Annotated in this window: 23 protein-coding genes; 15 read left to right on the top strand and 8 right to left on the bottom strand. The window is 63.3% G+C overall.

Going from position 1 to position 26,609, the window contains the following annotated elements:
* Positions 1-74 precede the first annotated feature (74 nt).
* Genes ACZYHG_RS05885 through ACZYHG_RS05860 form a run of 6 tightly spaced genes read left to right on the top strand, consistent with a single transcriptional unit; the run spans position 75 to position 6,522 of the window.
* Positions 75-845: an IclR family transcriptional regulator gene (locus ACZYHG_RS05885; RefSeq protein WP_464612953.1), complete on the top strand. Its 771-nt coding sequence runs from the start codon at positions 75-77 to the stop codon at positions 843-845.
* On the top strand, positions 845-2,125 hold the full coding sequence (locus ACZYHG_RS05880; RefSeq protein ID WP_464612952.1) for a Tm-1-like ATP-binding domain-containing protein: 1,281 nt from the start codon (positions 845-847) through the stop codon (positions 2,123-2,125). Before ACZYHG_RS05885 ends, ACZYHG_RS05880 begins: the two co-directional genes overlap by 1 nt.
* Complete coding sequence (locus tag ACZYHG_RS05875) at positions 2,122-2,790, top strand: HAD family hydrolase (protein ID WP_464612951.1); 669 nt, start codon at positions 2,122-2,124, stop codon at positions 2,788-2,790. The genes ACZYHG_RS05880 and ACZYHG_RS05875 overlap by 4 nt, the downstream gene beginning before the upstream one ends.
* 21 nt (positions 2,791-2,811) lie before the next feature.
* Positions 2,812-4,161 (top strand): aminotransferase class III-fold pyridoxal phosphate-dependent enzyme, encoded by a 1,350-nt coding sequence (locus ACZYHG_RS05870; RefSeq protein WP_464612950.1) that lies wholly within the window; start codon positions 2,812-2,814, stop codon positions 4,159-4,161.
* A 58-nt stretch (positions 4,162-4,219) separates the two neighbouring features.
* A complete protein-coding gene (locus ACZYHG_RS05865) occupies positions 4,220-5,503 on the top strand; it encodes an aminotransferase class III-fold pyridoxal phosphate-dependent enzyme (RefSeq protein WP_464614629.1) in 1,284 nt (427 codons plus the stop codon).
* Positions 5,500-6,522 carry a phosphotransferase enzyme family protein gene (locus ACZYHG_RS05860; protein WP_464612949.1) on the top strand — a complete coding sequence of 341 codons (1,023 nt, stop codon included), beginning with the start codon at positions 5,500-5,502 and terminating at the stop codon, positions 6,520-6,522. Before ACZYHG_RS05865 ends, ACZYHG_RS05860 begins: the two co-directional genes overlap by 4 nt.
* An 18-nt stretch (positions 6,523-6,540) precedes the next feature.
* Here ACZYHG_RS05860 and hpaH read toward each other — a convergent pair whose 3' ends face one another.
* From hpaH to ACZYHG_RS05835, 5 genes are all read right to left on the bottom strand, one after another.
* A complete protein-coding gene (hpaH, locus tag ACZYHG_RS05855) occupies positions 6,541-7,347 on the bottom strand; it encodes a 2-oxo-hept-4-ene-1,7-dioate hydratase (RefSeq protein WP_464612948.1) in 807 nt (268 codons plus the stop codon).
* Complete coding sequence (locus ACZYHG_RS05850; RefSeq protein WP_464612947.1) at positions 7,344-8,216, bottom strand: fumarylacetoacetate hydrolase family protein; 873 nt, start codon at positions 8,214-8,216, stop codon at positions 7,344-7,346. Before ACZYHG_RS05850 ends, hpaH begins: the two co-directional genes overlap by 4 nt.
* A gap of 245 nt (positions 8,217-8,461) precedes the next feature.
* Positions 8,462-9,442, bottom strand: a complete 981-nt coding sequence (gene hpaD, locus ACZYHG_RS05845; RefSeq protein WP_464612946.1) for a 3,4-dihydroxyphenylacetate 2,3-dioxygenase — start codon at positions 9,440-9,442, stop codon at positions 8,462-8,464.
* Between the two features lie 15 nt (positions 9,443-9,457).
* Positions 9,458-10,975: a 5-carboxymethyl-2-hydroxymuconate semialdehyde dehydrogenase gene (hpaE, locus tag ACZYHG_RS05840; RefSeq protein WP_464612945.1), complete on the bottom strand. Its 1,518-nt coding sequence runs from the start codon at positions 10,973-10,975 to the stop codon at positions 9,458-9,460.
* Positions 10,976-10,987: 12 nt separating this feature from the next.
* The gene (locus ACZYHG_RS05835; RefSeq protein WP_464612944.1) at positions 10,988-11,374 is read right to left on the bottom strand and encodes a 5-carboxymethyl-2-hydroxymuconate isomerase; all 387 of its coding nucleotides are present in this window, start codon (positions 11,372-11,374) and stop codon (positions 10,988-10,990) included.
* Positions 11,375-11,587: 213 nt separating this feature from the next.
* Here ACZYHG_RS05835 and hpaR point away from each other — a divergent pair, with 213 nt between their 5' ends.
* The gene (hpaR, locus tag ACZYHG_RS05830) at positions 11,588-11,983 is read left to right on the top strand and encodes a homoprotocatechuate degradation operon regulator HpaR (protein WP_245268869.1); all 396 of its coding nucleotides are present in this window, start codon (positions 11,588-11,590) and stop codon (positions 11,981-11,983) included.
* A gap of 3 nt (positions 11,984-11,986) precedes the next feature.
* Here hpaR and ACZYHG_RS05825 read toward each other — a convergent pair whose 3' ends face one another.
* Complete coding sequence (locus ACZYHG_RS05825) at positions 11,987-12,496, bottom strand: flavin reductase (protein WP_027040919.1); 510 nt, start codon at positions 12,494-12,496, stop codon at positions 11,987-11,989.
* Positions 12,497-12,501: 5 nt separating this feature from the next.
* On the bottom strand, positions 12,502-14,046 hold the full coding sequence (locus ACZYHG_RS05820; protein WP_464612943.1) for a 4-hydroxyphenylacetate 3-hydroxylase N-terminal domain-containing protein: 1,545 nt from the start codon (positions 14,044-14,046) through the stop codon (positions 12,502-12,504).
* Between the two features lie 93 nt (positions 14,047-14,139).
* Between ACZYHG_RS05820 and ACZYHG_RS05815 the strand changes: the two genes are divergently transcribed.
* From ACZYHG_RS05815 to ACZYHG_RS05780, 8 genes are all read left to right on the top strand, one after another.
* On the top strand, positions 14,140-15,006 hold the full coding sequence (locus ACZYHG_RS05815) for a helix-turn-helix domain-containing protein (protein ID WP_464612942.1): 867 nt from the start codon (positions 14,140-14,142) through the stop codon (positions 15,004-15,006).
* A gap of 144 nt (positions 15,007-15,150) precedes the next feature.
* Positions 15,151-16,245, top strand: a complete 1,095-nt coding sequence (locus tag ACZYHG_RS05810; protein ID WP_464612941.1) for a transporter substrate-binding protein — start codon at positions 15,151-15,153, stop codon at positions 16,243-16,245.
* Positions 16,242-16,859, top strand: a complete 618-nt coding sequence (locus tag ACZYHG_RS05805; RefSeq protein WP_464612940.1) for an ANTAR domain-containing response regulator — start codon at positions 16,242-16,244, stop codon at positions 16,857-16,859. The genes ACZYHG_RS05810 and ACZYHG_RS05805 overlap by 4 nt, the downstream gene beginning before the upstream one ends.
* The gene (locus ACZYHG_RS05800) at positions 16,837-17,745 is read left to right on the top strand and encodes an ABC transporter permease (RefSeq protein ID WP_464612939.1); all 909 of its coding nucleotides are present in this window, start codon (positions 16,837-16,839) and stop codon (positions 17,743-17,745) included. Before ACZYHG_RS05805 ends, ACZYHG_RS05800 begins: the two co-directional genes overlap by 23 nt.
* Entirely contained in the window at positions 17,742-18,662 is a 921-nt protein-coding gene (locus tag ACZYHG_RS05795) for an ABC transporter permease (RefSeq protein WP_464612938.1), read from the top strand. Before ACZYHG_RS05800 ends, ACZYHG_RS05795 begins: the two co-directional genes overlap by 4 nt.
* Positions 18,663-18,741: 79 nt before the next feature.
* The gene (locus ACZYHG_RS05790) at positions 18,742-20,337 is read left to right on the top strand and encodes an ABC transporter substrate-binding protein (protein ID WP_464614628.1); all 1,596 of its coding nucleotides are present in this window, start codon (positions 18,742-18,744) and stop codon (positions 20,335-20,337) included.
* Positions 20,327-21,271: an acetamidase/formamidase family protein gene (locus ACZYHG_RS05785; protein WP_464612937.1), complete on the top strand. Its 945-nt coding sequence runs from the start codon at positions 20,327-20,329 to the stop codon at positions 21,269-21,271. Before ACZYHG_RS05790 ends, ACZYHG_RS05785 begins: the two co-directional genes overlap by 11 nt.
* Entirely contained in the window at positions 21,268-23,070 is a 1,803-nt protein-coding gene (locus ACZYHG_RS05780) for an ABC transporter ATP-binding protein (RefSeq protein WP_464612936.1), read from the top strand. Before ACZYHG_RS05785 ends, ACZYHG_RS05780 begins: the two co-directional genes overlap by 4 nt.
* Here the strand turns inward: ACZYHG_RS05780 and ACZYHG_RS05775 are convergent.
* A complete protein-coding gene (locus ACZYHG_RS05775) occupies positions 23,067-26,591 on the bottom strand; it encodes a glycoside hydrolase family 99-like domain-containing protein (RefSeq protein WP_464612935.1) in 3,525 nt (1,174 codons plus the stop codon). The two genes, ACZYHG_RS05780 and ACZYHG_RS05775, sit on opposite strands and share 4 nt — an antisense overlap.
* Positions 26,592-26,609: the final 18 nt, after the last annotated feature.

Below are 26,609 nucleotides of genomic sequence, written 5' to 3'. Positions count from 1 at the left end.
TAGACTTGCAAACAAAGCGGCTTCCTGTCAAGTTAATTCACACGTTAAATGATTGCCCAATCCGGGAGGATGCGGTGGGTACGGTCGGCAAGGCGATTTCACTTCTGGAGCTGTTCAGCGCAGCCGAGCCTGAGCTCGGCCTGACCGAGTTGGCGCGCCGCTCGGGCTTCGACAAGGCGACAACGCGGCGGCTGCTGGTGGCCCTGACCGGCCATGGCTTTGTCGAGCAGGACGCCGGCACGCGGCATTACAGGCTCGGCGCCGGCCTGTCGCGGCTGGCCCGCATCCGCGAGGCGCGCTTTCCTTTCCTGCAGACCGCGGTGCCACTGGTGCAGGATCTGGCAAGTGCCACCGCCGAGACCGTGCATCTGTCGGAATTCGGCACCGACAGGCTGGTCACCGTCCATGTCGAGCATCCCAGCTGGGCTAACCGGGTCAACATCGATATCGGTCAGCTTCTGCCCCTGCATTCGACTGCGTCGGGCATCGCCTATCTGGCTTTCGCCAGGGATGAGGCCGTCAAGGCATGCCTGGCGGGTCCGCTCGAAGCCTTCACGGCGCATACGCTGATCGAACCGGCCGCCATCTCCCGCTCCATGGCCGAGGCGCGCGAGCGCGGCTATTCGATCTGCGATCAGGGCCTGGAGGAAGGCGTCATCAGTGTCGCGTCGGCAATCCTGGCGGCGGACGGGTTTGCGCTCGGCACCATAGCGGTGGCGGCGCCCAAGGCGAGAACGACGGCGGCGGATATCGTAGAACGAGGACTTGCGGTGATGGACGCGGCACGGGAGATTTCGATGCGCCTCAATGGCGACAATTTGCAAACCCTGAGGAGGCAGGCCTGATGTCTGCACAGATTGCGCCCCGCATTCTGGTTATCGGTACAGGTGACACCAAGGCCGACGAGCTGTTGTTCATGAAAGCTTGCATCGAGGCGTCGGGCGGCAGCGCCGTGATGATGGATGTCAGCGTTCTCGGCGATCCGCCCTACAGACCCGACCACGACAAGCATGCCGTGGCGCGGGCTGTCGACGTGACCATCGAGGAGATTGTCGCCAGCGGCGACGAGAACACCGCCATGACGCTGATGGCGGGCGGCGCCGTACAACTGGTGCGCAAGCTGCATGGCAATGGCGAGATCGACGCCTTCATCGCCATCGGCGGCTCGATGGGGACGGACCTGGCGCTCGACGTGGCGCTCTCGCTGCCGCTCGGCGTGCCGAAATTCGTCGTCTCCACCATCGCCTATTCGCACCTCATCCCGCCGGAGCGCGTCGCGCCCGACCTGATGATGATCCTCTGGGCCGGCGGGCTCTACGGCCTCAACTCGATCTGCAAGTTGGTCCTGTCGCAGGCCTGCGGCGCGGTCGTCGGCGCGGCCAGGATCGTGCTGGAGAGCCGCGCGTCGGCACCGGCAACAGGCCCGACCATCGGCATGACTTCGCTCGGCAGCTCCTGCCTGCGCTACATGAAGACGCTGAAGCCGGCGCTGGAACGGCGCGGCTATGATGTCGCTGTCTTCCACACCACCGGAATGGGCGGCCGCGCCTTCGAATCGATCGCCGGCCAGGACCATTTCTGCGCTGTGTTCGATTTCAGCCTGCAGGAAATCACCAACCATCTGGCTGGCTCCGTCGTCAGCTCTGGCGGCGACCGGTTGGAAAATGCCGGCGCCCGTGGCATTCCGCAGATCGCCGCGCCCGGCGCGGTCGACATGGTCGATCTGCCGACCTGGCAGGATTTGCCGGCTAAATTCTCGGCAAGGCCCTTTCATGCCCATAACAGGCTGATCGCATCAATCACCGTCGATGCCAATGACCGCCGCCAGGTCGCCCGGACCATCGCGGCCAAGCTCGGCGCGTCGAAGGGGCGCTCGGCCTTCATCCTGCCATCAGGCGGCATCCAGGAATGGGACGTCGAGGGCGAGCCGCTCTACGAGCCGGAAGCGCTTGCCGCCTTCGTCGATGAAATGCGCAAGGCCATTCCCGCCGGCGTCGAGTTCCACGAGATCGACGCCCACATCAACAGCGATGGCTTTGTTGCCAAGGCGCTCGAGATTTTCGACCGCTGGGTCGAGGAAGGCATCATCCCGCGCGGCATGCCGGCCAAGGGAGTGGCGGCGTGAGTGCTGTCCCGGCCCAGGCGCTAGTCCTTGATTTCGGCGGCGTCGTCACCCGAACGCTGTTCGAAACCCATGCCTTCACCGAACAGGCGCTCGGCCTGACGCCCGGCACGCTGCAATGGCGCGGGCCGTTCGATCCGGACAGCGACCCGCTCTGGCGCTCCATGCAGGCCGACGAGATCAGCGAGCGCGACTATTGGCGCACCCGCACGAGCGAGGTCGGCCGTCTCGTCGGCGAGGACTGGCAAGTGATGGAAACGTTTGTCCAACGCGCACGCGGTGCCGAACCGGAAAAGGTGGTGCGGCCGGAAGCCGACCACGCCATCCGCGCCGTCCATGCCGCGGGATTTCGCCTGGCGATCCTGTCCAACGAACTCGACCTTTTCTACGGCGCCGACTTCCGCCAGCGATTGCCGCTGCTCGGCCTGTTCGACGTGATCGTCGACGCTACCTATACCGGCATCCTCAAACCCGACCCGCGTGCCTATGGCTTTGTGACCGAGGCACTTGGCCTTCCTGCCGGCGCCTGTGTGTTCGTCGACGACCAGCAGCGCAATGTCGATGGCGGCCGTGCCGCCGGCATGCGCACGGTTCATTTCGACGTTGCCCGGCCAGCGCAGTCCTATGCCGAAGCCCTTGCCCATTTCGACCTCGTCCCAGCTGCCTGAGACCATTTGCGGAGCCTTGTCATGCGCGACATCAATTTCCTCACCGAAACCAATGCCAAGCCGATCTGGCATCCGATGGCGCATCCGGCCGAGATGCGGGCCAACCCGCCAAAGGTGATCATGAAGGGCGAGGGCGTCATGGTCACCGACATCGCCGGCAACACCGTGCTCGATGCCGTCGGCGGCCTGTGGAACGTCAACCTCGGCTACAGCTGCGACCCGATCAAGAAGGCGATCGCCGACCAGCTCGGCGCGTTGCCCTACTATTCCGGTTTTCGCGGCACCTCGACCGGGCCGTCGATCGAGCTCGCCTACGAACTCGCTGAATGGTTCGCGCCGGAAGGCATGGTGCGGACCTTCTTCACCTCGGGCGGTTCGGATTCGGTCGAAACCGCGTTAAGGCTGGCCCGCCAATACTGGAAGATCCGCGGCCAGGGCGACCGGACCAAATTCCTGGCACTGAAGAAGGGCTATCACGGCACCCATTTCGGTGGTGCCTCGGTCAACGGCAACGCCAATTTCCGCCGCAACTACGAGCCGCTGCTGCCAGGCGTCTTCCACATTCCCGCACCCTGGACCTTCCGCAACCCGTTCGACGAGACCGACCCGGCGCGACTGGCGAAATTGTGCGCCAAGGCACTGGAGGACGAGATCGCCTTCCAGGGCGGTGACACCATCGCGGCTTTCATCATGGAACCGGTTCTGGGCGCCGGCGGCGTCATCGTTCCGCATGAAAGCTTCATGCCGCTGGTGCGCGACATCTGCGACCGCCACGAAATCCTGCTGATCGCCGACGAGGTCGTCACAGGTTTCGGCCGCACCGGCGCCTGGTCGGGCTCGCGGCTGTCCGGTGTGAAGCCGGATTTCATGACCATCGCCAAGGCGATCACCTCGGGCTATTTCCCGCTCGGCGCCACCTTGATCGGCGCCAAGGTTGCCGATGTCTTCGAGGCCGACAAGACCAGCTTTGGCGCCATCGGCCATGGCTACACCTATTCCGGCCACCCCGTCGGCTGTGCAGCGGGTCTGGCGGCGCTTGCCGAGACCAAGCGGCTGCGCCTGAACGAGAACGCGGCCGCCCGCGGCGTCGAATTGGCGGCCGTTCTGGAAGGGCTGAAGGCCAAGCACGCCCTCGTTGGCGATGTCCGTTACAAAGGGTTGATGGCGGCGGTGGAACTGGTCTCGGACCGCGCGACGAAGAAACCCGCCGACAAGAAGACCATGGCCGTGGTCTCGGAGGGTGCCTACGAAGCCGGCGTCATGCTGCGCGTTTCCGGCAACAACATCATCTTGTCGCCCCCGCTGATCATCAGCGCCGCCGACGTCGCGAAGATGGGCGAGGCGATCGGCGCGGGCCTGTCGAAGGCCTGATGAGCCGGCAGATAAAACGAGATTTTGGGACCAACGAATGACTCAATCGCACAAAGTAATGGCCGAGGAAGCGCTCCTTAGCCGGCGTGGTCGCCTGCTCGGCGCCAAGTCGCAATTGTTCTATGACGAGCCCGTTCACCTGGTGCGCGGCGAAGGCGTCTGGCTCTACGACGCCGATGGCCGCAAATATCTCGACGCCTACAACAATGTCGCCCATGTCGGCCACTGCCATCCCCATGTGGTCGAGGCGCTGTGCCGGCAGGCAAGCCTGCTCAACACCCACACGCGCTATCTCCACACGGAGATCCTCGACTATGTCGAACGGCTGACCGCGACCTTCGATGCCAGCCTCACCACTGCCATCCTCACCTGCACCGGCAGCGAGGCCAATGACATCGCGCTGCGCATGGCGCAAGCGACTTCAGGCCAGATGGGCATTATCGCCACCGATGCCACGTATCACGGCAACACCACGGCGGTTTCGCAGCTCTCAACGCGCATGCCGCCGGTCGGTGGCCGCGCCCCCTATGTCAGGCTGGTGCCGGCGCCCGACAGTTATCGCCACCCCGACGCAATGGCCAACGGCAAGGCATTTGGCGATGCCGTGCGCGAAGCTATTGCTTCGCTGGCGAAGGACGGCATCGGCCTGTCCGGCATGATCTTCTGCCCGCTGCTCGCCAATGAAGGTTTTCCGGCATTGCCCAGCGGCTTTTTCGACGACGCCGTGGCGGCGGTGCGTGACGCCGGCGGGCTGGTCATTGCCGATGAGGTGCAGCCCGGCTTCGGCCGCACCGGGAGCCATTTCTGGGGCCATCAGCGCGCCGGCTTCACCCCCGATATCGTCACCATGGGCAAGCCTATGGGCAATGGCCATCCGGTCGCCGCCGTGGTCACCACCAGCGAGATTCTTGGGACCTTCCGCAACGCCTTCCGCTACTTCAACACCTTTGGCGGCAATCCGGTTTCCTGCGCGGTGGCCAACGCCGTCCTTGATGTCCTGGAACAGGAAAAGCTTGTCGCCAATGCGCGCGATGTCGGCGCCTATGCGCTCGATCTGTTGCGCCCGCTGGCCGATCGTCATGACTGCATCGGCGAAGTCAGGGGCGCCGGCCTGTTCTTCGGCGCCGAGCTGGTCCACGACCGTCAGACGCGCGAGCCGGCGCCTGACATCGCCGGGCGCGTCATCAATGCCATGCGTGAGCGTGGCGTGCTGATGGGCAAGACCGGCATCCACGGCAATGTGCTCAAGATCCGCCCGCCCATGCCGTTTTCCCGCGACAATGCCGATCTGCTCATAGGCACGCTCGACGAGGTGCTGGGCGAAGTCGGAGCGTCGGCGTGAACGTCGTCTCCGCCCGAGCCGAGCCTGAGACGGAAGCGGATGTTACGGAGCTTGCCAAGCATGCGCTTGAGCATTGGGGGGTCCTTGATTTTGAACCGCAACTGCTGAAATACCGCGAGAATGCCGTCTTCCGCGTCCGCCTGCCCGACGGTGAGCCTGCAGCCATGCGCATTCACCGGCTCGGCTATCACACGGATGCCGCGCTGCGCTCGGAACTGCAATGGATGGGGGTTTTGGAATCAGCTGGTGTTGCAACGCCGTCTCCGGTCGCAACGCAGGCCGGCGATCCGTTCGTGCTCGTCAGCACGGCCACTTCTGGGCCACCTCGCCAGGCCGATTGCCTGAGCTGGCTCGAAGGGCGCGCCGTCGGCGCGCGGGGCGTGCCTCTGGCCTACACGCCTGAACAGGCGAGACAGGTCTTCACGGCGATCGGGCGGACCATTGCGCATATGCACAATGTCAGCGCCGCCTGGGCGCCACCCGCGGGCTTTGCCCGCCATGCCTGGGATTTCGACGGCTTCTTCGGCGCGAACCCGACCTGGGGCCGCTTCGAGACCTCGCCCTTTCTCGATGGTCCGCGCCGCGAGCTTGTTCTCGAGGCGCGGGACAAGGCCGTGAAAGCGCTGTCGGCGCATGAACGCAGCGCCCGCAATTTCGGCATCATCCACGCCGATCTGGTGCGCGAGAATGTGCTTATCCATGACGGCGCGGTGCGCATCATCGACTTCGACGATTGCGGCCATGGCTGGCATATGTACGACCTTGCCGTCGCGCTCTACCAGAACCGCGAGGAGGCGATCTATCCGCTGATCGAGGCTGCCTTGCTCGACGGCTATCGGCAGCAGCGCGCGCTGACGGCGCAGGACATCGCCGCGTTGCCGCTCTTCGCCGCATTGCGGGCCTTCGCGTTCCTTGGCTGGGTGCAGAGCCGTGTCGAAGGCGATATCACCAGGGAGGTCGGCCTGCGCATGTCTGATATCGCAGCCGACGTGGTGATTGACTACCTGCGCGGCGAATAATGGCCGGCGATAGAGCCGTCAGCTCTTCGCGAAATGGATGCTGACCGTTCCCGAACTGCCGAAATCGGCGACGATCGTGTCGCCGGGCCGTGCCTCGACCGGACGCACGAAAGACCCCGACAGCACCACTTCGCCGGCCGCGATCGATAGGCCGTAGCGGGCGAGCCGGTCGGCCAGCCAGGCGATGCCCATGGCCGGATGGTTGAGAACGCCGGCGCCAAGGCCGGTCTCCTCGACCTCGGCGTTGCGCGAGACGATGGCGCCGATCCAGCGCATGTCGGTTTCATCGGGCCGCTGCGGCCGGCCGCCGATGACGATGCCGGCATTAGCTGCATTGTCGGAAATCGTGTCGAAGAAGGTGCGTACCTTTTTCGTCTCGGCGTTGATGCGCTCGATGCGCGTGTCGAGGATTTCCAGCGCCGGCGTGATGTAGTCGGTGGCGTTGAGCACGTCGAAAATCGTCACGCCGGGACCTTTGAGCGGCGCCTTCATGACGAAGGCGATCTCGGCCTCGACGCGCGGCTGGATGAAGCGGCCGGCGGGGATGGTCGCGCCGTCGTTGAAGAACATATCGTTGAACAACACGCCGGAATCCGGCGTGTCGATGGCCAGCGCATATTGCATCGCCTTGGAGGTCAGGCCGATCTTCCAGCCCTTCGGCGTCAGCCCGGCATCGGTCTTGCGCGTCACCAGCGCCGCCTGGACGCGATAGGCATCCTCCATCGTCGCCTCAGGGAAATCGAGGCTGAGCAGCCGGATCTGCTTGCCCGAACGCTCGGCCTCGAACAACCGTCCGGCGGCGTCTTCCACTTGCTCCGGGGTCATGCTGCGGCCTCATCGATGACGCCGTTGCGGAGCACCCCTATGCCGTCGGCCTCGACCTCGATCACATCGCCGGGCTTCAGCCAGATCGGTGGGTCGAAGCGGGCGCCGGCGCCGGTCGGCGTACCGGTGACGATGATATCGCCAGGCGCCAGCGTGGTGAAGGTCGATATGTAGTTGATGATCTTGCGGAAGGAAAAGATCATCCGGCTGGTGCGATCCTGCTGGCGGATCTCGCCATTGACGCGGGTGGTCAGCGCTATGTCGGCGATCTGTGCCTCATCCGTGAACGGCACCAGCCATGGGCCGATCGATCCGCTGCGGTCGAAATTCTTGCCTTGCGTGACGTTGAACTTGGCGTGTCGCACCCAGTCGCGGATGGTGCCTTCATTGCACAGCGACAGCGCGGCGATATGGCTGAGCGCGTCGGCCTCTTCGATACGCCGTCCACCCTTGCCGATGACGATGACGATCTCGCCTTCATAGTCGAGTTGCGGCGATTCCGGTGGCCGCACCAGCGCAGCGTCGTGGCCGACGAAGGAGCGGGGAAAGCGGATGAACAGCGACGGGTTGGCTGGCGCCGCCTGGCCGTCCTTGTACTCCTCGTTGCGGTCGGGGTAGTTGACGCCGACGCAGATGATCTTTTCCGGCGACGGGATCGGGATGTCGTAGGCGATGGCGTCGAGCGGGAAATCGATTGCAAAGGCGTCGGCTTCTTCCGCCAGCCGCCGCAAGGCGCCGGCCTCGATCACCTCGCGCAGAGTCGGCCATTGGCTGTGGCGGGCCGACAGGTCGATGACGCCCTTGTCGGTAACCGCGCCATAGCGCGCCTTGCCGTTGATGGTGAAGGTGGCGAGCCGTGGCGGGGTCATGCGGCAACTCCGCCATTGGTGATGTTGAATATAGGCAAGGCTGGAGCTCTACGGCGCCCCCCTCTGTCCTGCCGGACATCTCCCCCTCTTGGGGGGAGATCGGATGTCATCTCTGCCTTCGCCAATTTCCAGCGCTGCAAGAAAGGCGCCGGTCGCGAATCCAGCCAATCTCCCCCCTTGAGGGGGAGATGTCCGGCAGGACAAAGGGGGGCGACAAGGAACGCTGACATCAACTCAAAACCCACCTAAGGCGCAATAATCGGCGACGCCGTCAAATCCGGCTGGCGCGCGGTGGCGCCGGCGAAGAGGCTGCCTTCCTCGAACCAGCTTTTCGGCGCCGGCGCGCCCCACAGCGTCTGGCGCTGCGGGTCCTTGAGGTCCCATTTGATCGGCTCAAGATCCGGATCGACCGTCTGGTAATCCGAACAGTAGATCTCGATGCGATGGTTATCGGGATCGCGGACATAGAGGAAGAAGGCATTGGAAATACCGTGCCGGCCGGGGCCACGCTCGATGTTCGCGAGATAACCGGTCGTTGCCATCAAATCGAGCAGGTCGATGATGTTGAGCGGCGTCGGCACCCAGAAGGCGACGTGGTGCAGGCGCGGCCCGATGCCGTTGGTGAAGGCGATGTCATGCACACCGCCCTTGCGATGCGTCCAGGCCGCCCACAGCGTCCCGCTGCTGGCATCCTCCGTATATTCGGTTACGCGAAAACCGAGCTCGTTGTAGAAGGCGACGGACTCGTCGACATTGGGCGAGAAGCAGTTGAAGTGATCGATGCGCAGCGGCTTCACGCCCTTGTAGAGAGCATACTTCTGGTGGATCGGCGGCAGCCGCGTCATCTCAGCATAGAATTCGAGCGGAATGCCGTGCGGGTCCCGCGTGCGGAAGGTGCGCGACTGGTAGGGCCGCTCCACCCATTCCACCGGCAGGCCTTTGGCCCTGAAGAAATGCTCGGCCTTGTCGAGGTCCTCGTCCGAAAAGACCTTGAAGCCGAGATCGCGCGCTTCCGGCGTCGTTGCCTTCTTCAGCACGATGCAGTGATGGCCGCGCTCCTCCATGGCTCTGAGGTAGATGGCGCCCGATGTCTCGTCGGTGACCTGCAGGCCGAGCGTATCGACATAGAACGCGCGGGACCTGGCAAGGTCGGTCACCGCCAGCTCGACATGGCTGAGCCGCACGATGTTGAAGGCGGGATAGAGGTTGGGTTTGGGCAAGGGCATTCTGATCTCCTCCAGTCAGCCGCCGAGTTTCTGGATCGCGTGCGCTGATGTGGCGAAGGCGACGTTCTTGGTCTCCATGTAGAAATCGAAGGAATGGTCGCCGCCGTCGCGGCCGATGCCGGAATTCTTGACGCCGCCGAACGGCGTCGGCAGATGCCGCACATTCTCCGAATTGACCCAGATCATGCCGGCCTCCAGCGCATCGGTGAAACGGAAGGCGCGGGTCACATCAGAGGTCCAGAGATAGCCGGTCAGGCCATATTGCGTGTCGTTGGCGAGCGTCAGCGCCTCCGCCTCGTCCTTGAAGGCGATTGCGGTCAACACCGGCCCGAAAATCTCTTCCTGGGCAATCCGCATCTTGTTGGTGGCGCCGGTAAACAGCGTCGGGCTGACATAACAGCCGCCGCCCGGACCGGCGAACTTGCCGCCGCCGGCGGCAACCACAGCACCCTCCGATTTGCCGATTTCGATATAGGACAGCACCTTTTCCTCGTGCACCGGATGGATCAGCGGGCCGACCACTGTTTTCGGGTCCAGCGGATGACCGATCTTGATGCGCTTTGCCTTCTCCGCCACCAGATCGGTGAATCGGTCATAGACCGAGGCTTCGACCAGCAGTCGCGACGACGAGGTGCAGCGTTCGCCATTTAGCGAATAGATCATGAACACCGCCGCGTCCGCCGCGCGCTCCAGGTCGGCGTCGGCGAAGACGATCACCGGGTTCTTGCCGCCCAACTCGAAATGCACGCGCTTCAGCGTGTCGGCGCCCTGTTTCATGATCATCGAACCGGTGCGGTTTTCGCCGACAAAGCCGATCGCCTTGATGTCGGGATGTTCGGTCAGCGCCTTGCCGGCGTGCTCGCCAAGGCCGTTGACCAGGTTCCACACGCCCTTCGGCAGACCGGCCTCCTCGGCGATCTCGACCAGCAGCCGCGCCGTCAACGGCGAAAATTCAGCCGGCTTATGAACAACGGTGCAGCCGGCGGCCAGCGCCGGCGCGATCTTCCAGGTCGACAGCATGAACGGCGTGTTCCACGGCGTGATGATGCCGACCGGGCCGATCGGAACGCGCGTCGTGATGTTGACCTGGCCTGTCGTGCGCAGCGTCTCGCCGTCGCGCGCTTCCGGCGCGCGGTCGGCAAAGAAGCGGAAATTCTCGGCACCGCGCAGCGCCGCCTTGGCCATGAATTTCAGCGCCTGGCCGGTGTCCATGCATTCGACGAAGGCGATCTCCTCGGCGCGCGCCTCGATCGCGTCGGCGATTTTGTGCAGCAGCTTCTTGCGGGTCTCGCCAGGCATGGCTGCCCAGGCCGGGAATGCCGCCTTCGCCGCCTTGGCGGCGCGGTCGATGTCGGCGGCGCCACCACGCGCGACCTTGGCCAGCGGCTTGAGATCGGCAGGCGACAGGGTCTCGAAGGTCGACCCGTCGATGGCCGGCACCGCCTCGCCGCCGATCTGATTCAAGACGCCGTCGTCCTTGAAACGGGCGAGATAGGCCTCGGCCTTTTTCAGATTGCCTTCGAGGTCGGACATGTCAGTCTTCCGTCACTTGCCGCGCAGCCGCGGGTGGATTGCATTCTTCTTCCAGCTCAGCACCGGATCGGTTTCCCTGATCTCCAGCGACAGGGCGAAATGCGGGGTCTCGAACAAAGTGGCCAGATAGTGGCTCACCGCCGCGAACACGGCCTCGCCGGTTCGCTTCTTGTCCTCGGCGCTGCGGCCGCTGCCGATGCGAAACGACATGTCGAGAAAGGCGTTTTCCGGCAGATCGTCGGCAATGGCATAGGCGTTTGCGCGAAAGGCCCGCACCCGCACCGCACCGGTCTCGAACAGCCCGGTTTCCAGCACGGTGCGCAACACCAGCGCGCACAATTCGCCCATGTCGACCTTGGCATCGAGATTGGCCGAATACTCGATTGAGAAGTGAGGCACGGCGTTTCGTTCCCAGGATCATTGCATTGTTGTAGTTAACGCGTTAATTACATGGGGTGTCGCCGAAGTCAAGTCTTGCATCAGGCTTGAGGCAACGATACGGGATGAAAAGGTCGGGTTTGGCGTTGTCCATTTCGGGTCAAATCCGACGGACAACCGCATTATCGGGGACGCTGCTTCTTGCTGCCTGAAAACACTCGTCGTTCCCTGCCAATGGCGCTGCTTCACGCCCGCGAAGCGGTGATGGCGCGCTTTCGCCCCATGCTCGCCGCGCATGACGTGACCGAACAGCAATGGCGCGTGCTGCGCGTGCTGAGCGAGGCCGGCTCGGTCGAGGCGACGGAGCTTGCCGACCGCGCCTCGGTGCTGCCGCCCAGCCTGACCCGCATCATCAAGGCGCTCGAAGGCCGAAAATTCATCACCCGCAACAAGGCCGAAGGCGACGGCCGCCGCGTCGTGCTGACCATCGCCCCGGCCGGTTCCGCCCTGATCGACGCCCTGTCGCCCGAGCGCCGTATCATCTACGACGACATAGAGCAGCGCTTTGGCCACGAGAAGTTGGAGCAACTGCTCGATCTCCTGGAGACGCTGATCGATGGCGAAAGCTGAGACTCACCCGCCAAAACTCCCCAGCCGCGTCGGCTGCGTGTAATTCCGGTCGACATAGAGCAGGGCCGAGCCGCCGCTGCCGTGCCTGACATCGATGACGCGGCCGATCATCACATTGTGCGTGCCGACGATGTGCACGTCCTCGATTTCGCAATCGAAATTGACGATCGCGTCCGACAGTGCCGGCGTGCCCGAGGTCAGCGTCTGCCAGCGCGCCGCCGAATAGCGCGCCTCCATGTCCCTTGTCGCGCCGGCGAACTTTCCCGCCAAGTGCATATGGTCATGCGTCAGCACGTTGACGCAGAAGCGCCGGTTGGCGAGGAACATGGCCGCCTGCGTCGAGCGCCCGTTCATGCACACAAGGAGCGTCGGCGGCTCGTCGGAAACGCTGCACATGGCGGTGGCGGTGAAGCCGCCGCGCCCGGCCGGTCCATCCGTCGTGACGATGTTGACCGGCGCGCAGACCCTTGCCATGGCGTCGCGGAAATCGGTCTTCGAAATCTGCGTGGCCATCGGCGTCACTCCGCCGGTGAAGCAAGCGGATTCAGCCAGGTATCATCAGTCCAGCCATTCTCGTCATAGTCGGCCATGCAGGTGTCGACGAGCTCTTCCATCGCCTTCAGCCGGCCACCGCGTTCAGCACCTTTCAGCACCTGCAGCCGCACTTCCTCCGGTGCGCCGGCATAGTTGAGTTCGTAGAGCGCGTGGCGGCCACCGAACTCGGTGCCGGTCGCGTCCCACAACAGCTTCATGATCTTGATGCGTTCGACATGGCCCATGTCGTTGGAGCCGCGCACATACTGCGCCAGATATTTGTTGATCTCCGGATTGTCGAAATCGCGCACCGACGACGGCAGGTAGATCAGCCCGGACGCAATCACCCGCCGCACCGTGTCGATGACGCGCGGATAGGCTTCCGACATGAAGGTGCGGTAGGCGAGTGCGGCCTCCAGATTGGGCAGCACCGCGCCGTTCGCCCACGGGATCGGATTGTAGGCCATGGCGTTGGAAAAGCTCCAGAACATGTGCCTGAGCGCGATGACCTCGCCCAGTGCCGCCTGGTTGCCGCGAAAGGCGTCGCCGCCGGTGGCGCGAAGCGCCTTGGCCAGCAGGCCGGCGAGGAAGTCGAGCTTGACGGCGAAACGGGTGCAGCCCTGGAAACAATAGCCATGCATGAAACCCGACGCCGGGTGGAACGACAGGATCTTCTGCGCGTCGCGCAGCACCAGCACGTCCTCCCAGGGGATGAAGACATTGTCCAGCACCAGGATCGCGTCGTTCTCGTCGAAGCGTGACGACAGCGGATAGTCGAAGGGTGCCGCCACCGTGTTGGCGGTCTGCTCGTAGGAGACGCGGCAGAACATCTTTATCCCCGGCGCGTTCATCGGCACGATGAACATCACCGACAGCGACGGATCCTCGGTGACCGTCGCCGAGCTCTGCGCCAGGAAATTATAGTGGGTCAGCGCCGATGACGTCGCCACCACCTTGGCGCCGGAAACGTAGATGCCGGCATCCGTCTCCTTGGTGATGTGGACGAAGACATCCTTCACCTGCTCGGCCGGCTTGTGGCGGTCGATCGGCGGGTTGACGATGGCGTGGTTCATGAACAGAACGGCTTCCTGGGCACGTTTGTGCCAGGCAAGCGCATTGTCCTTGAACGGCCCGTACCAGTCGGCATTGGCGCCAAGTGTGTTCATCAGCGCCGCCTTGTAGTCGGGCGTGCGCCCCATCCAGCCATAGGACATGCGCGACCACTCGGCGATCGCCGTCTGCTGTGCCGCGAGTTCGCCGGAGGATTTGGCGACGCGGAAATATTTGTGGGTGTAGCCGCCCGAACCGGTGTCGGTCGCTGAGGTCAGCACCACCCGCCGTTTCGGATCATGCAGCGCATCGTAAAGCCGCGCCAAGGACCGCGCCGAATTGCGCATCGCCGGATGCGTGGTGACATCGGCGATGCGTTCTCCGTTGATATAGACCTCGCGGCCGTCGCGCAGGCTCTCCAGATATTCAGCGCCGGTGAATGGGCGCGCTTTGTCGGCACGATAATCTTCTGACCGCATGATGTTCCTCCACTTCCAACGCAAATCCTAGCGCTTGGCCGGAGGATCGGTTATGGACGGAACGGCAAAACCGATTAGACTTTTTCCGGTGCCATGAGCCAGAGTTCCATCCCCGACTTCTTCGTCTATGGCGAGCCGGTTCGCGCGCTCGATGTCGGCTTCCTTCATGTCGAGACAGTGCTTACCCGCAGCAACATCCATCTCGGCCAAGTCGCCGCGCACAAGCATCCGCAGATGGGCCAGATCACCTACTGGACCAGCGGCTCCGGCACCTACCGCATCGAGGACCGATCCTGGGACTTTTCGGCGCCTGCCGTCAGCTTCGTGCCGAGCACTGTCGTGCACGGTTTCTCGATCGGCCCCGGCACCGACGCGATCGTCGTCTCGGTCGCCGACGATGCGCTCTCCGCCCTTGGCGGCCACAGCCTGCTGCCATTGGACAGACCGGTCTTTGCCGATGGCCTGCAGGACCGTGCGGCGTGGAAAAGGCTGGCGGCGGTGCTGGAGATGATCTCCGCCGAATACGCCGAGGCGCAGGCCGGCAACGACAAGGTCCTGTCGTCGCTGATCGCCGTCGCGCTCTCCCACATCGCGCGCCTCGCACCGGCGCCCATTGCCGCCGCCGCACCGTCTTCCGATGCGTCGCTGGCCATGGGCTTGCGCCGGCTCGTCGACGCGCATTTCCGCGACAACTGGCCTGTTGATCGCTACGTCGAGACGTTGGCCACGACGCCGCATCTTCTCGACAAGGCCAGCCGCGCGGTGCTGGGCAGCGGCGTCAAACGCGTCGTCAGCGAGCGACGGCTGCTGGAAGCCAAGCGGCTGCTGCTGTTCACCGTGCGCACGGTAGAGGACATCGCCTACGAGATCGGCTTCGACGACCCAGCCTATTTCTCAAGGTTCTTCCGCGAACGGACAAGCGAAGCGCCCGCTGCCTGGCGTCGCAAGCAGTTGAGGTAGAGACGCACTTTCCCGCTTGACTGACCGGCGGGACCGAATACGCTAGTGCAAAATACCGGCTCTGATCGCCGGGCGGCAAATATGCCTCGTATGCCTCGCCCTTGCGGTGCTGGCTGCGGGGCATTGTCATTTCTGGGGTTCTGTTTGAAACGGCGCATCGAGATCGGCATCCTTTATTCCCGCTCGGGGAGCTACCAGCTCATCTCCGATGCGTGCCGCATGGGTGCCATGCGCGCCATCGCCGACATCAATGCCGACCGGAGCTACGGCATCGAACTGGTGCCGGTCGAACGCGATCCGCAGAGCAATGCCGACCGCTACGCGACGCTCTGCGAAGACATTTTCAAGACCAGCAGCGCGCGTCATGTCGTCGGCTGCGTCACCTCCTGGAGCCGCAAGGAGACGATCCCGGTGCTGGAGAAGGCCGGCGGCATGCTCTGGTATGCCTGTCCTTATGAGGGGTTCGAGGCCAACGAGCATGTCGTCTACATGCACGCTTGCCCCAACCAGCACCTGGTGCCGCTGATGGCCCACGTCGTGCCGCGCTTTGGCGCCAACGGCTTCCTGCTCGGCTCGAACTACATCTGGGGCTGGGAGATGAACCGCGTCGCGCGTGACCTGATCGCGGACGCCGGCGGCAAGGTGCTGGGCGAGCGCTATCTGCGCATCGGCGAGACCGACGTGTCGCGCCTGATCGCCGAAATCCGGGCCACCCGGCCGAGCTTCATTCTCAACAATCTGATAGGCACCTCGTCCTATGCCTTTCTCGCCGCCTATCAGGAACTGGGCCGTGAGGACGCGGCCTTCCGTCCGGAAAGCTGCCCCGTCATCTCCTGCAACCTCACCGAGGGTGAACTGCCGGCGATCGGTGAAACGGGCAAGGGCCATCTATCGGTCGGGCCCTATTTCGCGCCGCGGCCGGCCGCCTTCGCCTCATCCTTCGAGGCCTCCGCCTATGCCTCCGTGCAGGTGATGGCTGACGTGCTGTCGCGCGATGCCGAAGCCGGCCCGGCGGCGTTTTCGAAAGCTTTCGCCGAGCGGCGCTTCTCCACGCGGCTCGGGCCGATCGCCATCGACGCCCACTCCCAGCACGCGACGCTGCCTGTCATCATCGGCCGGATCGCCGATGGCTTCTTCGAGGTCGTCAGCCGCGAGGATGAGGTCGCGCCGGACCCCTATCTGTCGCGCTACGACCCCGCCAGAACATTCGGCCGTCCGCGCCTGAGGGTGGTGTCGTGAGCAGAACGCCGCGTATCCCCAATCTCGGCGGCGCCAGGGCCTTTATCCTGCATCGGCCGCATCCGACGGTGCAGGCGATCACCAGGCAATTGTCGGCCATCGGCCTGATCGCGCTGGACTGCTGGCCGGAGCTCCCACCCGAGGCGCTGGCCGCCGATTTCGTCTTCTTCGACGCCGATCTCGGCTTCGACGAGCAATTCCCGTGGAAGCCGGGCGAGGCGCCGATGCCACTGGTGGCGCTGATCGGCTCCGAGGCACCCGGCCGCATCGAATGGGCGCTGTCGCACAAGGCCGACGCGCAATTGTTGAAGCCTGTCGGCAATGCCGGCGTCTACAGCGCGCTGCTCATCGCACGACAGAGCTTCGAGGCACGAAAACACTTAGCCGGCGAAATTACTGCGCTGCGCCAGCGCGTCGCTGAGCGCCAGACCATCGTGCGCGCGGTGGCGGCCCTGTCGAAAGGGTCGGATGACGAGCGCGCCTATGCGCAGCTGCGCTCGCTGGCGATGAGCTGGCAGATCAGCGTCGAGGATGCCGCGCGCCGGATCGTTGCGATGACAAGTGAAGAAGTAACTGTGGAAGAAGGCGGCGATGACCAGTCCCATCGCGCCTGACCTCACGGCGCCTGCGCGCATGCCGGGCAAGCCGCGCGCCGGTGTCTGGCGCCGGCTGGCCCAGCGCCGTCTGGCGCTGGTCGGGCTGGTAATCGTCGCCATCGTCGTTGCCGGCGCTGTGCTGGCGCCATGGCTGACCGGCTACGATCCCAACGAACAGATGTTCGACGGCCTCACCATCGAGGGTTCGCCGCTGCCGCCGGATGCCAAATTCTGGCTCGGCACCGACCTGCTCGGCCGCGACCTCTTGACCCGCATCCTCTACGGCGCCCGCACCTCGTTGATCATCGGTATCGTTGCCAATGGCGTGGCGCTGTTCATCGGCACGCTGGTCGGCGTCACCGCGGGTTATTTCCGCGGCTGGATCGGCAGCGCGCTGATGCGCTTCACCGATCTGATGATGGCGTTTCCCGCACTCCTGCTCGCCATCTGCCTGGCGGCGGTTTTCCAACCCAGCCTGTGGATCGTCGCCATGGTCATCGCGCTGGTCAACTGGGTGCAGACCGCGCGTGTCATTTACACCGAGACGTCCTCGCTGGCCGAGCGCGAGTTCATTGACGCCGAACGCACCATCGGGGCGAGTGCACCGCGCATCCTGTTTCGCCACATCCTGCCGCATCTCCTTCCGACCATCATCGTCTGGGGCACGCTCGGCATTTCGACCACGGTGCTGCTCGAGGCGACGCTCTCCTTCCTCGGCATCGGCGTGCAGCCGCCGACCGCCTCCTGGGGCAACATCATCTTCGAGAATCAGACCTATTTCCAGGCGGCACCCTGGCTGGTGTTCTTCCCCGGTGCCGCGATCCTGGCTTTGGCGCTGGCCTTCAACTTGATCGGCGATGCGCTGCGCGACATCCTCGATCCGACGCAGAGAGGTCGGGCATGATCACCCATCTCGGCCGCCGCCTCATCCAGTCGGCTCTAATCCTGCTCGGCGTCTCGCTGATCACCTTCGCGCTGCTCTACCTGTTGCCGGCCGACCCGGTGCGCCAGATTGCCGGCCGCAGCGCCACGCCGCAGACGGTCGAAAACATCCGCCAGCAGCTCGGCCTCGACCAGCCTTTTGTCGTCCAGTATTGGCGCTACCTGACCAAGCTCGTCAGCGGCGATCTCGGCCGCTCCTATATCCAGCGATCCGAAGTCACCGAGCTCATCGTCTCGCGGCTGCCGGCCAGCCTGCTTTTGATGGTCGGCGCCATCCTGTGCGAACTGCTGATTGGCCTGAGCATGGGGCTGATCGCCGCCGTCAAGCGCGGCACCGCCACCGACCAGACGCTGATGGTCGCCTCTTTCGTCGGTGTCTCGGCGCCGCAATTCGTCGTCGGGCTTCTGCTGCTCTATGTCTTTGCCGTGCGGCTGAGCTGGTTCCCGATCGGCGGCTATGGCACCTGGCGTCATCTCGTGCTGCCCTCGCTGACCATAGGCATCCTCGGCGCTGGCTGGTACGCGCGCATGATGCGGTCGTCGATGATCGACGTGCTGCGCCAGGATTATGTGCGCACCGCCCGTGCGAAAGGTCTGGCACGAAGCGCCATCATTTTCCGCCACGCACTGCCCAACGCCATCCTGCCCGTCATCGCCATGATCGGCATCGACATCGGCATCTTCATGGGCGGCATCGTCGTCGTCGAAAGCGTGTTCGGCTGGCCCGGCATTGGGCAACTCGCCTGGCAAGCCATCCAGCGCGTCGACATTCCGATCATCATGGGCGTTACGCTGGTCTCGGCCTTCGCCATCGTGCTCGGCAACCTGCTCGCCGACATCATCGCGCCATTCATCGACCCCCGTATCAAGCTCAGATGAAATGAAAAACAAACAGAGAAAGGGAACATAAATGAAAAAGTTTCTCGCATCCACCGTCGCGGCATCGGCGCTGGCGCTGATGCTTGGCATGGTAAGCGCCCGCGCCGAAGACACCATCGATCCCAACGCCAAGCAGGGCGGAGAGATCATTGCCACCTACAAGGATGACGTCACCACGCTCGACCCCGCCATCGGCTATGACTGGCAGAACTGGTCGATGATCAAGAGCCTGTTCGACGGGTTGATGGATTACGAACCGGGCACAACCAAGCTGAAGCCCGACCTTGCCGAAAGCTACGAGATTTCGCCCGACGGCAAGACCTTCACCTTCAAGCTGCGCCACGGCGTGAAATTCCACAATGGCCGCGAGATGACCGCCGACGACGTGAAATATTCGCTCGACCGCGTCACCAACCCGAAGACCCAAAGCCCGGGCGCTGGCTTCTTCGGCTCGATCAAGGGCTATGACGATGTCGCGACCGGCAAGGCCGACAGCCTCGCGGGTGTCACCGTCGTCGACCCCTACACCGTCAAGTTCGAACTAAGCCGGCCCGACGCCACTTTCCTGCATGTCATGGCGATCAATTTCTCGCATGTCGTGCCGAAGGAAGAGGTGGAAAAATACGGCGCTGATTTCGGCAAGCACCCCGTCGGAACCGGCGCCTTCAAGCTGGCCGAATGGACGCTCGGCCAGCGCATCGTCTTCGTGCGCAATCCGGACTATTGGCACAAGGGCCTGCCGCATCTCGACAAGATCACTTTCGAGGTCGGCCAGGAGCCTATCGTGGCGCTGCTGCGCCTGCAGAAGGGCGAGATCGACCTGCCCCTCGACGGCATTCCGCCGGCTAAATTCCAGGAGGTGATGTCCGACCCCGAACAAAAGGCGCGCGTCGTCGAGGGCGGCCAGTTGCACACCGGCTACATCACCATGAACACCACTATGGCGCCCTTCGACAATGTGAAAGTGCGCCAGGCCGTCAACATGGCGATCAACAAGGCGCGTATCATCCAGATCATCAACGGCCGCGCGGTCCCCGCCAACCAGCCGCTGCCGCCGTCGATGCCGGCCTACGACAAGGCCTTCACGGGCTATCCCTATGACGTTGCCAAGGCCAAGGCGCTGCTTGCCGAGGCTGGCCATCCCGATGGTTTCGACACGCAATTGTTCGCCATGAACACCGATCCCAATCCGCGCATCGCCCAGGCGATCCAGCAGGATCTGGCGGCGATAGGCATCAAGGCCAGCATCCAGGCGCTGGCACAGGCCAACGTCATCGCCGCCGGCGGCGACAAGGCCGGCGCACCGATGATCTGGTCCGGCGGCATGGGCTGGATCGCGGATTTCCCCGATCCCTCGAACTTCTACGGTCCGATCCTTGGCTGCGCCGGCGCGGTGCCGGGCGGCTGGAACTGGTCGTGGTATTGCAACAAGGATCTCGATGCCAAGGCCGCCGAAGCCGACTCGATCGTTGATCCGGCGAAGTCCGATGAGCGCTATAAAATGTGGAGCGACATCTACGCCAAGATCATGGCGGACGCACCCTGGGCGCCGGTCTTCAACGAGCAGCGCTTCACCATGAAATCCGCGCGCATGGGCGGCGCCGACAATCTCTATGTCGACCCGGTCCACGTTCCGATCAACTATGACAATGTGTACGTAAAAGATGTGCAATAGCTGCGACTACACCATCCACGGGCGCCATCACCATTTCGGCTGGGACAATTCGTTTGTCCCGGCCGAGCGCGTGGCGCCCGGCTCGACCATCGAGTTCCAGTGCCTGGATTCCTCCGGCGGCCAGTTGAAGGCCGACAGCACGGTCGCCGATATCGCCAAGCTCGACTTCGCCCAGATCAACCCGGTGACCGGACCGATCTTTGTCGAGGGTGCGGAGCCCGGCGATGCGCTCAAGGTGACGATCGAGATGTTTAAACCGTCCGGCTTCGGCTGGACGGCGAACATTCCAGGTTTCGGCCTGCTTGCCGACGACTTTAAAGAGCCCGCGCTGAACATCTGGAAATACGACGCCGCCTCGCTCGAGCCGGCGCTGTTCGGCAAGAATGCCCGTGTGCCGCTGAAACCCTTTGCCGGCACCATCGGCAACGCGCCGGCTGAGATGGGTCATCATTCGGTGGTCCCGCCGAGACGCGTCGGCGGCAATCTCGACATCCGCGATCTCGCCGCCGGCACCACGCTGTACCTGCCGGTGGAAGTGGCGGGCGCACTGTTTTCGGTCGGTGACACGCACGCGGCGCAAGGCGACGGAGAGGTCTGTGGCACGGCGATCGAAAGCCCGATGGACGTCGTGCTCAAACTCGACCTGGTCAAGGATGCCAGGCTGAAGACGCCGCGCTTCACCACTTCGGGCCCGGTGACGCGCCATCTCGATGCCAAGGGCTATGAGGTGACGACCGGTGTCGGTCCGGACTTGATGGCTGGTGCTAAAGAGGCAGTTTCCCAGATGGTCGACCTGCTCGCCGGCCGCTACAAGATCGACCCGGTCGAAGCCTATATGCTGGCCTCGGTGTGCGGCGATCTCCGCATCAGCGAGATCGTCGACATGCCAAACTGGGTGGTCTCGTTCTACTTCCCGCGCTGCGTGTTTGAATGAACGCAGGCGTGGCCAGGAAGCGGACCGGGGCGGCTGCCCCGGTCGCAGTGGGACCGGTGCTCGACATCGCCAACCTTTCCGTCAGCGTGCGCGGCGAGGATGGCGAGCGCGATGTCGTCTCCAACCTCTCGCTGACGCTGGCGCGCGGCGAGACGCTCTGCATTGCCGGGGAATCCGGCTCCGGCAAATCGATGACCGCGCTGGCGATCATGCAACTCCTGCCGCAGCCTGCCGCCCACATATCATCCGGTAAGATTCGTCTCGGCGATACCGACCTGGCGACGCTTGACGAGCGCCGGATGCGCAGCATTCGCGGCAACCGCATCGCTATGATCTTCCAGGAGCCGATGACCTCGCTCAACCCGGTGCTGTCGATCGGCCGGCAGCTCACCGAATCGATCGAGGCGCATACCAGCCTGTCGCAGGCTGAAGCCCGTCAACGTGCCATCGAGGCGCTGAAGGCGGTGCGTATCTCGGAAGCCGAAAGCCGGCTAAGGCAGTTTCCGCACGAGCTCTCCGGTGGCATGCGCCAGCGCGTGATGATCGCCATGGCACTGGCGCTGGAGCCCGACGTGCTGATCGCCGATGAGCCGACGACGGCACTCGACGTCACCGTGCAGGGCGAGGTGCTGGAGTTGCTGCGCGACCTGCAGCGCCAGCATGGCACCAGCGTCATCCTCATCACCCATGACATGGGCGTGGTCGCCGAAATGGCCGATCGCGTCATCATCATGCGGCACGGCCGCATGGTCGAGGAGGGCAAGACATCGGACATCTTTGCCCGGCCGCAAGCCGACTACACGCGCGAACTGCTGGCCGCCGTGCCACGCATCGGCAGTGGTCTCGGCCGCCTTCCATCCAGGGACGTCGAGACGGCAATGCCGGCCAATGTCGCTGACGTCAAAGACCTGCATGTCCGCTTCGATTTGCATGGTGGGTTCTTCGGCCGGGTCACCCGCCGCGTTCATGCTGTCGAGGGCGTCAGCTTCTCCATCGCGCCCAACGAGACACTGGCGCTGGTTGGCGAATCCGGCTGTGGCAAGTCGACCACCGCCAAGGCACTGGCCGGGCTGGTGCCCTACAGCGGCGACATCGTCATTGGCGGGCGCGATCTGTCAGCCCTCGGCCGCGACGAGCGCAAGGCCGTGCGCCGCGACGTACAGATGATTTTTCAGGACCCGTTTGCTTCACTCGACCCACGCATGCGCGTCGGCGACCTCGTCGCCGAGCCGCTGGTCATCCACGGCATCGCCTCGAAGGACGAGCGCGGGCAGCGTGTCGCGGCGCTGTTCGAGCGCGTCGGCCTGTCGGCCGACCAAATGGAGCTTTACCCGCACGAATTCTCCGGCGGCCAGCGCCAGCGCGTCTGCATCGCGCGTGCGTTGGCGTTGCGGCCGAAGCTGATCATCGCCGATGAAAGTGTGTCGGCGCTCGACGTCTCGGTGCAGGCGCGTGTGCTCGATCTGTTGAAGGAATTGCAGCGCGAATTCGGCGTCGCCTATCTCTTCATTTCGCACGACATGGCGGTGGTCGAGAACATTTCCGACCGCGTCGCCGTCATGTATCTCGGCCAGATCGTCGAGATGGGCACGCGTGACCAGGTTTTTTCCAACCCGCGCCACCCCTACACCAGACGCCTGATTGAGGCCGTGCCGGTGCCCGATCCGGCGCAGCGAAGAAGTCGCTTCGCCCGCCTCGATCAGGAAATCCCGAGCGCCACCCGAAGGATCGGCGAGGCGCCGCTGAAGCTGGCCTTGCAAGATGTCGGCAATGGCCATCTCGTCGCTGCCGGTCATTAAGCCGGAACGATCTCACCGCTCTCCGGGGTTCTCTGGGGGAATCCCGCCAATTGGCCTAGCGAATACAAGCTTTCCATCTCTTCGGCAGGGCGTCCGGGGAATAGGTCACTCCAGAGCTGCACGATATGTTCGGCCATCTTCAGCCTGATCGCCAAATCCGTTTCGTATGTTTGCAGCACATGCTGGTGAATCCTCTGCCGCGTTCGAACAAGCGCCTCTGCTTGGGATGCCACGATGACGCTGCTCACGCTGTTCACGTGTCGACGGTGATGGTTGAGCACCGCGGCTTCATAGGCGATGGAACCGTCGCGGATTGCTTCGAGAATAAAGTACCAGTCGCCACTCGTCGGCAGGGATAGGACATGCTCGACAAAGTCGGGCGTGATGTCGAACTTCCGGAAAACAGCCGCACTGATATTAGGGACCGTGTTCTTCACGCCCAGCCCCTCGTTGACTTCCTGTTGCGCCGAAACCTGGTAGCTGCGTCTCCATTTGAAATCGGAGAGATCGGTGAGATACCGGCTGGATAGATAGTCGCCGACGATTTCGCTTCGGTCGTTGATGATCTTCGATGCGCAAAAGGCGAATTTCAAGCTCGGATCGCGAAACAAGGGCACGAGGGTTTTGAGGAAAGCCGGATCTGACACGTCGTCGGCTTCGGCGATCCAGATCAGATCGGCCCTTGCCAGCGCTATGCCCTTGAACCATTGCGGATAGGGCGCTCCGGAGTTCTTCTCATTGACGATGACATGGGTGCCATAGATTCCGGCATAATAATCCAGAATCGATCGGCTATCGTCTGTCGAGGCATCATCCAGGATGATGAGCTCGAAATCCTGAAAGGACTGCCCAAGAATGCTTTCCATGCGCTCGCTGAGGTAGCGGGCGTAATTGTAGTTCGGCACGATGATCGATACGGCGGGCGGCTTGTTTGCGACCTCGCGGATGGTCGACAGCAGGCGCGGAAAGACCCGATCGGTGGAAAAATGCCGCCTTGCCTTGCCGCTCGCCTGCTTGCCGAGCTTCATCCGCAAAGGCTGGTCCTGGATCAGTTTCAGCGTCGCATCGGCCATCGCGATGGGATCAGCCCAGTCGACGATGATACCGGCATCGTCTTCGACGAAATCCGGTGCCCCACCGCTGCCTGCAAAGCAGATTACAGGCAATTCGGCGAAGGCCGCCTCCAGGATGACGCGGCCGAACGGCTCCTCGCGCGATGTCAGCAGAAACAGGTCGGCACCCCGCAGATAAGGGCGCACATCGTCGACATTGCCGAGGAATGTAACCTTTTCGCCCAATCCGTCCGCCAGCAACCTGTCGACTTGCTGTGACCACGTACCCAGAGCCTCATCCCGCTCCGACCCCGGAAACAAGCCCAACCAATAGAAATGGCAGTCTTCAACCCCGCGTGCCCGGAGAATCCTGGCGACTTCGATAAACAGGTCAGCCCCCTTGCGGAATGGCATTCCTAGGCCGGACCCCACGACGATGCTGCTGTCCGTCGGCCAGCCGGCCAGCCGACGACTTCCAAGGCGCTGGATTTCGGTGAGATTGTGATCCGCGCTGGACTGCGGCACCGCGCTTGGAAGTACGTCGATGATGTTCGAGTCGACACTGTATTCGGCCATCAGATAGTCCCGGACACTACGGGAACACGCTACGAATTTCCGCGTGTGGGAAACGACTTCCTCCATGTCCTCCTTTGCGAATCGGGCCACGCTCGTTGCCAATTCCCTGGCATGCGTCAGGATAGGACTGTCCAGTTGACCGAGCAACGCGTGTACACGGCCGGTTGCAAGGCTGTTGCAATAGATCAGGTCTGGTCGGCCACCGCACCAGGCCGTGATGCGGGCCAGTTTGGTGGGCGTCGTGTCGGTCTTTGAAACCAGATCATCCAGGAGCACGGTATCGACCATGCGTCGAAACTGTTCGAGCTGTTGACCACCTGCCAGGCACAGCACCTTGATCTCCAAGTCCGTGTGCGCTTGCAGCCATTGGAGAATGTCGAGCAACGACCCCTGTGCGCCGCCGAGGCGCGCATCATGCGACACGAACAGAACGCGCCAGGAAGAACTCCCAGGCAATTTTCCGGCCGCCAGCGGAGCAGCCAGGACGTCCCGCGTCTGCTGCAGATAGGCGTAGCCATGGCGGGCATCCGGCTCGAGATATGCGCCCTCCGCCCAGTCGTTCCAGGCGTTGACGAAGATCAGCCGACTGTCGAAATCGGCAAAACGATCGCATGTATCTGCGACCGCGTTGGCGAGCCATTCGCGATAGCTGGACGGCGACGCATTCATCCAGATGCTGGTTGTCTCCCTTCTCTGCGCCGTGTTGTCCCATGACGGGCAGAGTCCGCGAAACAGTGTGTAAGGGACCTGAGGATAGGCTCGGCTGCGACCAACAAGGTCCGCCCAGTCATGGATCTCCCCGCAGAAATCGCTCTTGAACGGCGGCATGCTGGCGCTGCTTTCGGGAAATGTTCCGAGATTGGGCGGAAACTCGACAGCGGCGTCGAACCCGAATTCCGCCGGGTCAATAGTGTCTAACGACTGCGGATAAGACAAAAATATCTCGCCGATGCCGGCAGCCCGGCAATAGGCCCTCCAGCGCTCTGCCGTTTCTACCGCCGACGGGAACAGTCCGGGCCTGTGGACCATGAGCAGCGGCTTGCCGCCGATGCGTATATAGCGCCGATCGCGGAAATAGCCGGCTACATATTCGATGAAGGCGAGATCGTCCTCGGGTGAATGCGACTGCAGGACCAGAACCTCCTGATGGCGTCCGCCCCAACGGCGCCCCCACTGGCCGTTTGCCCAGTTGATGCAGAAGCCCATTTCGTGCGTGTCGTTTTCGACGAATTGGGTGATTGGCATCTCGAACGGGCGCCTGCCGTTCAACCAGTAGAAGTGGAAGCAGAATCCCGAGAGGCCGTATTGCTGGGCAATCTCGATCTGTTGCTTCTGGACGTCCTTTATCCTGAGGTCATAGAAACCGAGGTCCGCCGGCAGCCTGGGCTGATGGTGACCGTCGAACTGTGGCACCGCGCGTGTCACATCAGTCCACTCCGTGAAGCCCTTTCCGCAAAAGGCGTCGTTTTCAGGAGTTGGATAAAACTGCGGGACATAGAATGCGATGACCCGCGCTCTCAATCCGGCTGGCCGCCTCTCGCTCGATCGCGGCACATAAGTTGCCGGGATGCGCCGGGTTTCACGTTTTTCATTCCTGCCAAAACGGATGTAGTGATCCAGCGGATTTATCTCGGCGATTGTCACGTCGGGATATCTGGTGAGATAGTATTCTGTGTCGAAATCAGTATTCGGATCTCGAGACTCGGCGGCACCGTGATCGATATAATGCATGATCGGGTCGGCCCCGCGCTTGGTCACGTCGGGATTCTGAGCAAGATACCAAGGCCCGTCGAACTGTCCGCTGGCTCGAATGCGTTGCCAGACGCGAAATCTCTTCCACCGCCTCCTGCTGGTGATCGATCTTAAAAGGATCATGAAGTCGGCTTTATTCAACGACGTCCACCTCCTAGC

It is taken from the genome of Mesorhizobium subarcticum (assembly GCF_055456085.1).
The sequence above is the reverse complement of the archived record's forward strand: the minus strand, read 5'-3'. Positions and strand labels throughout refer to the sequence as shown.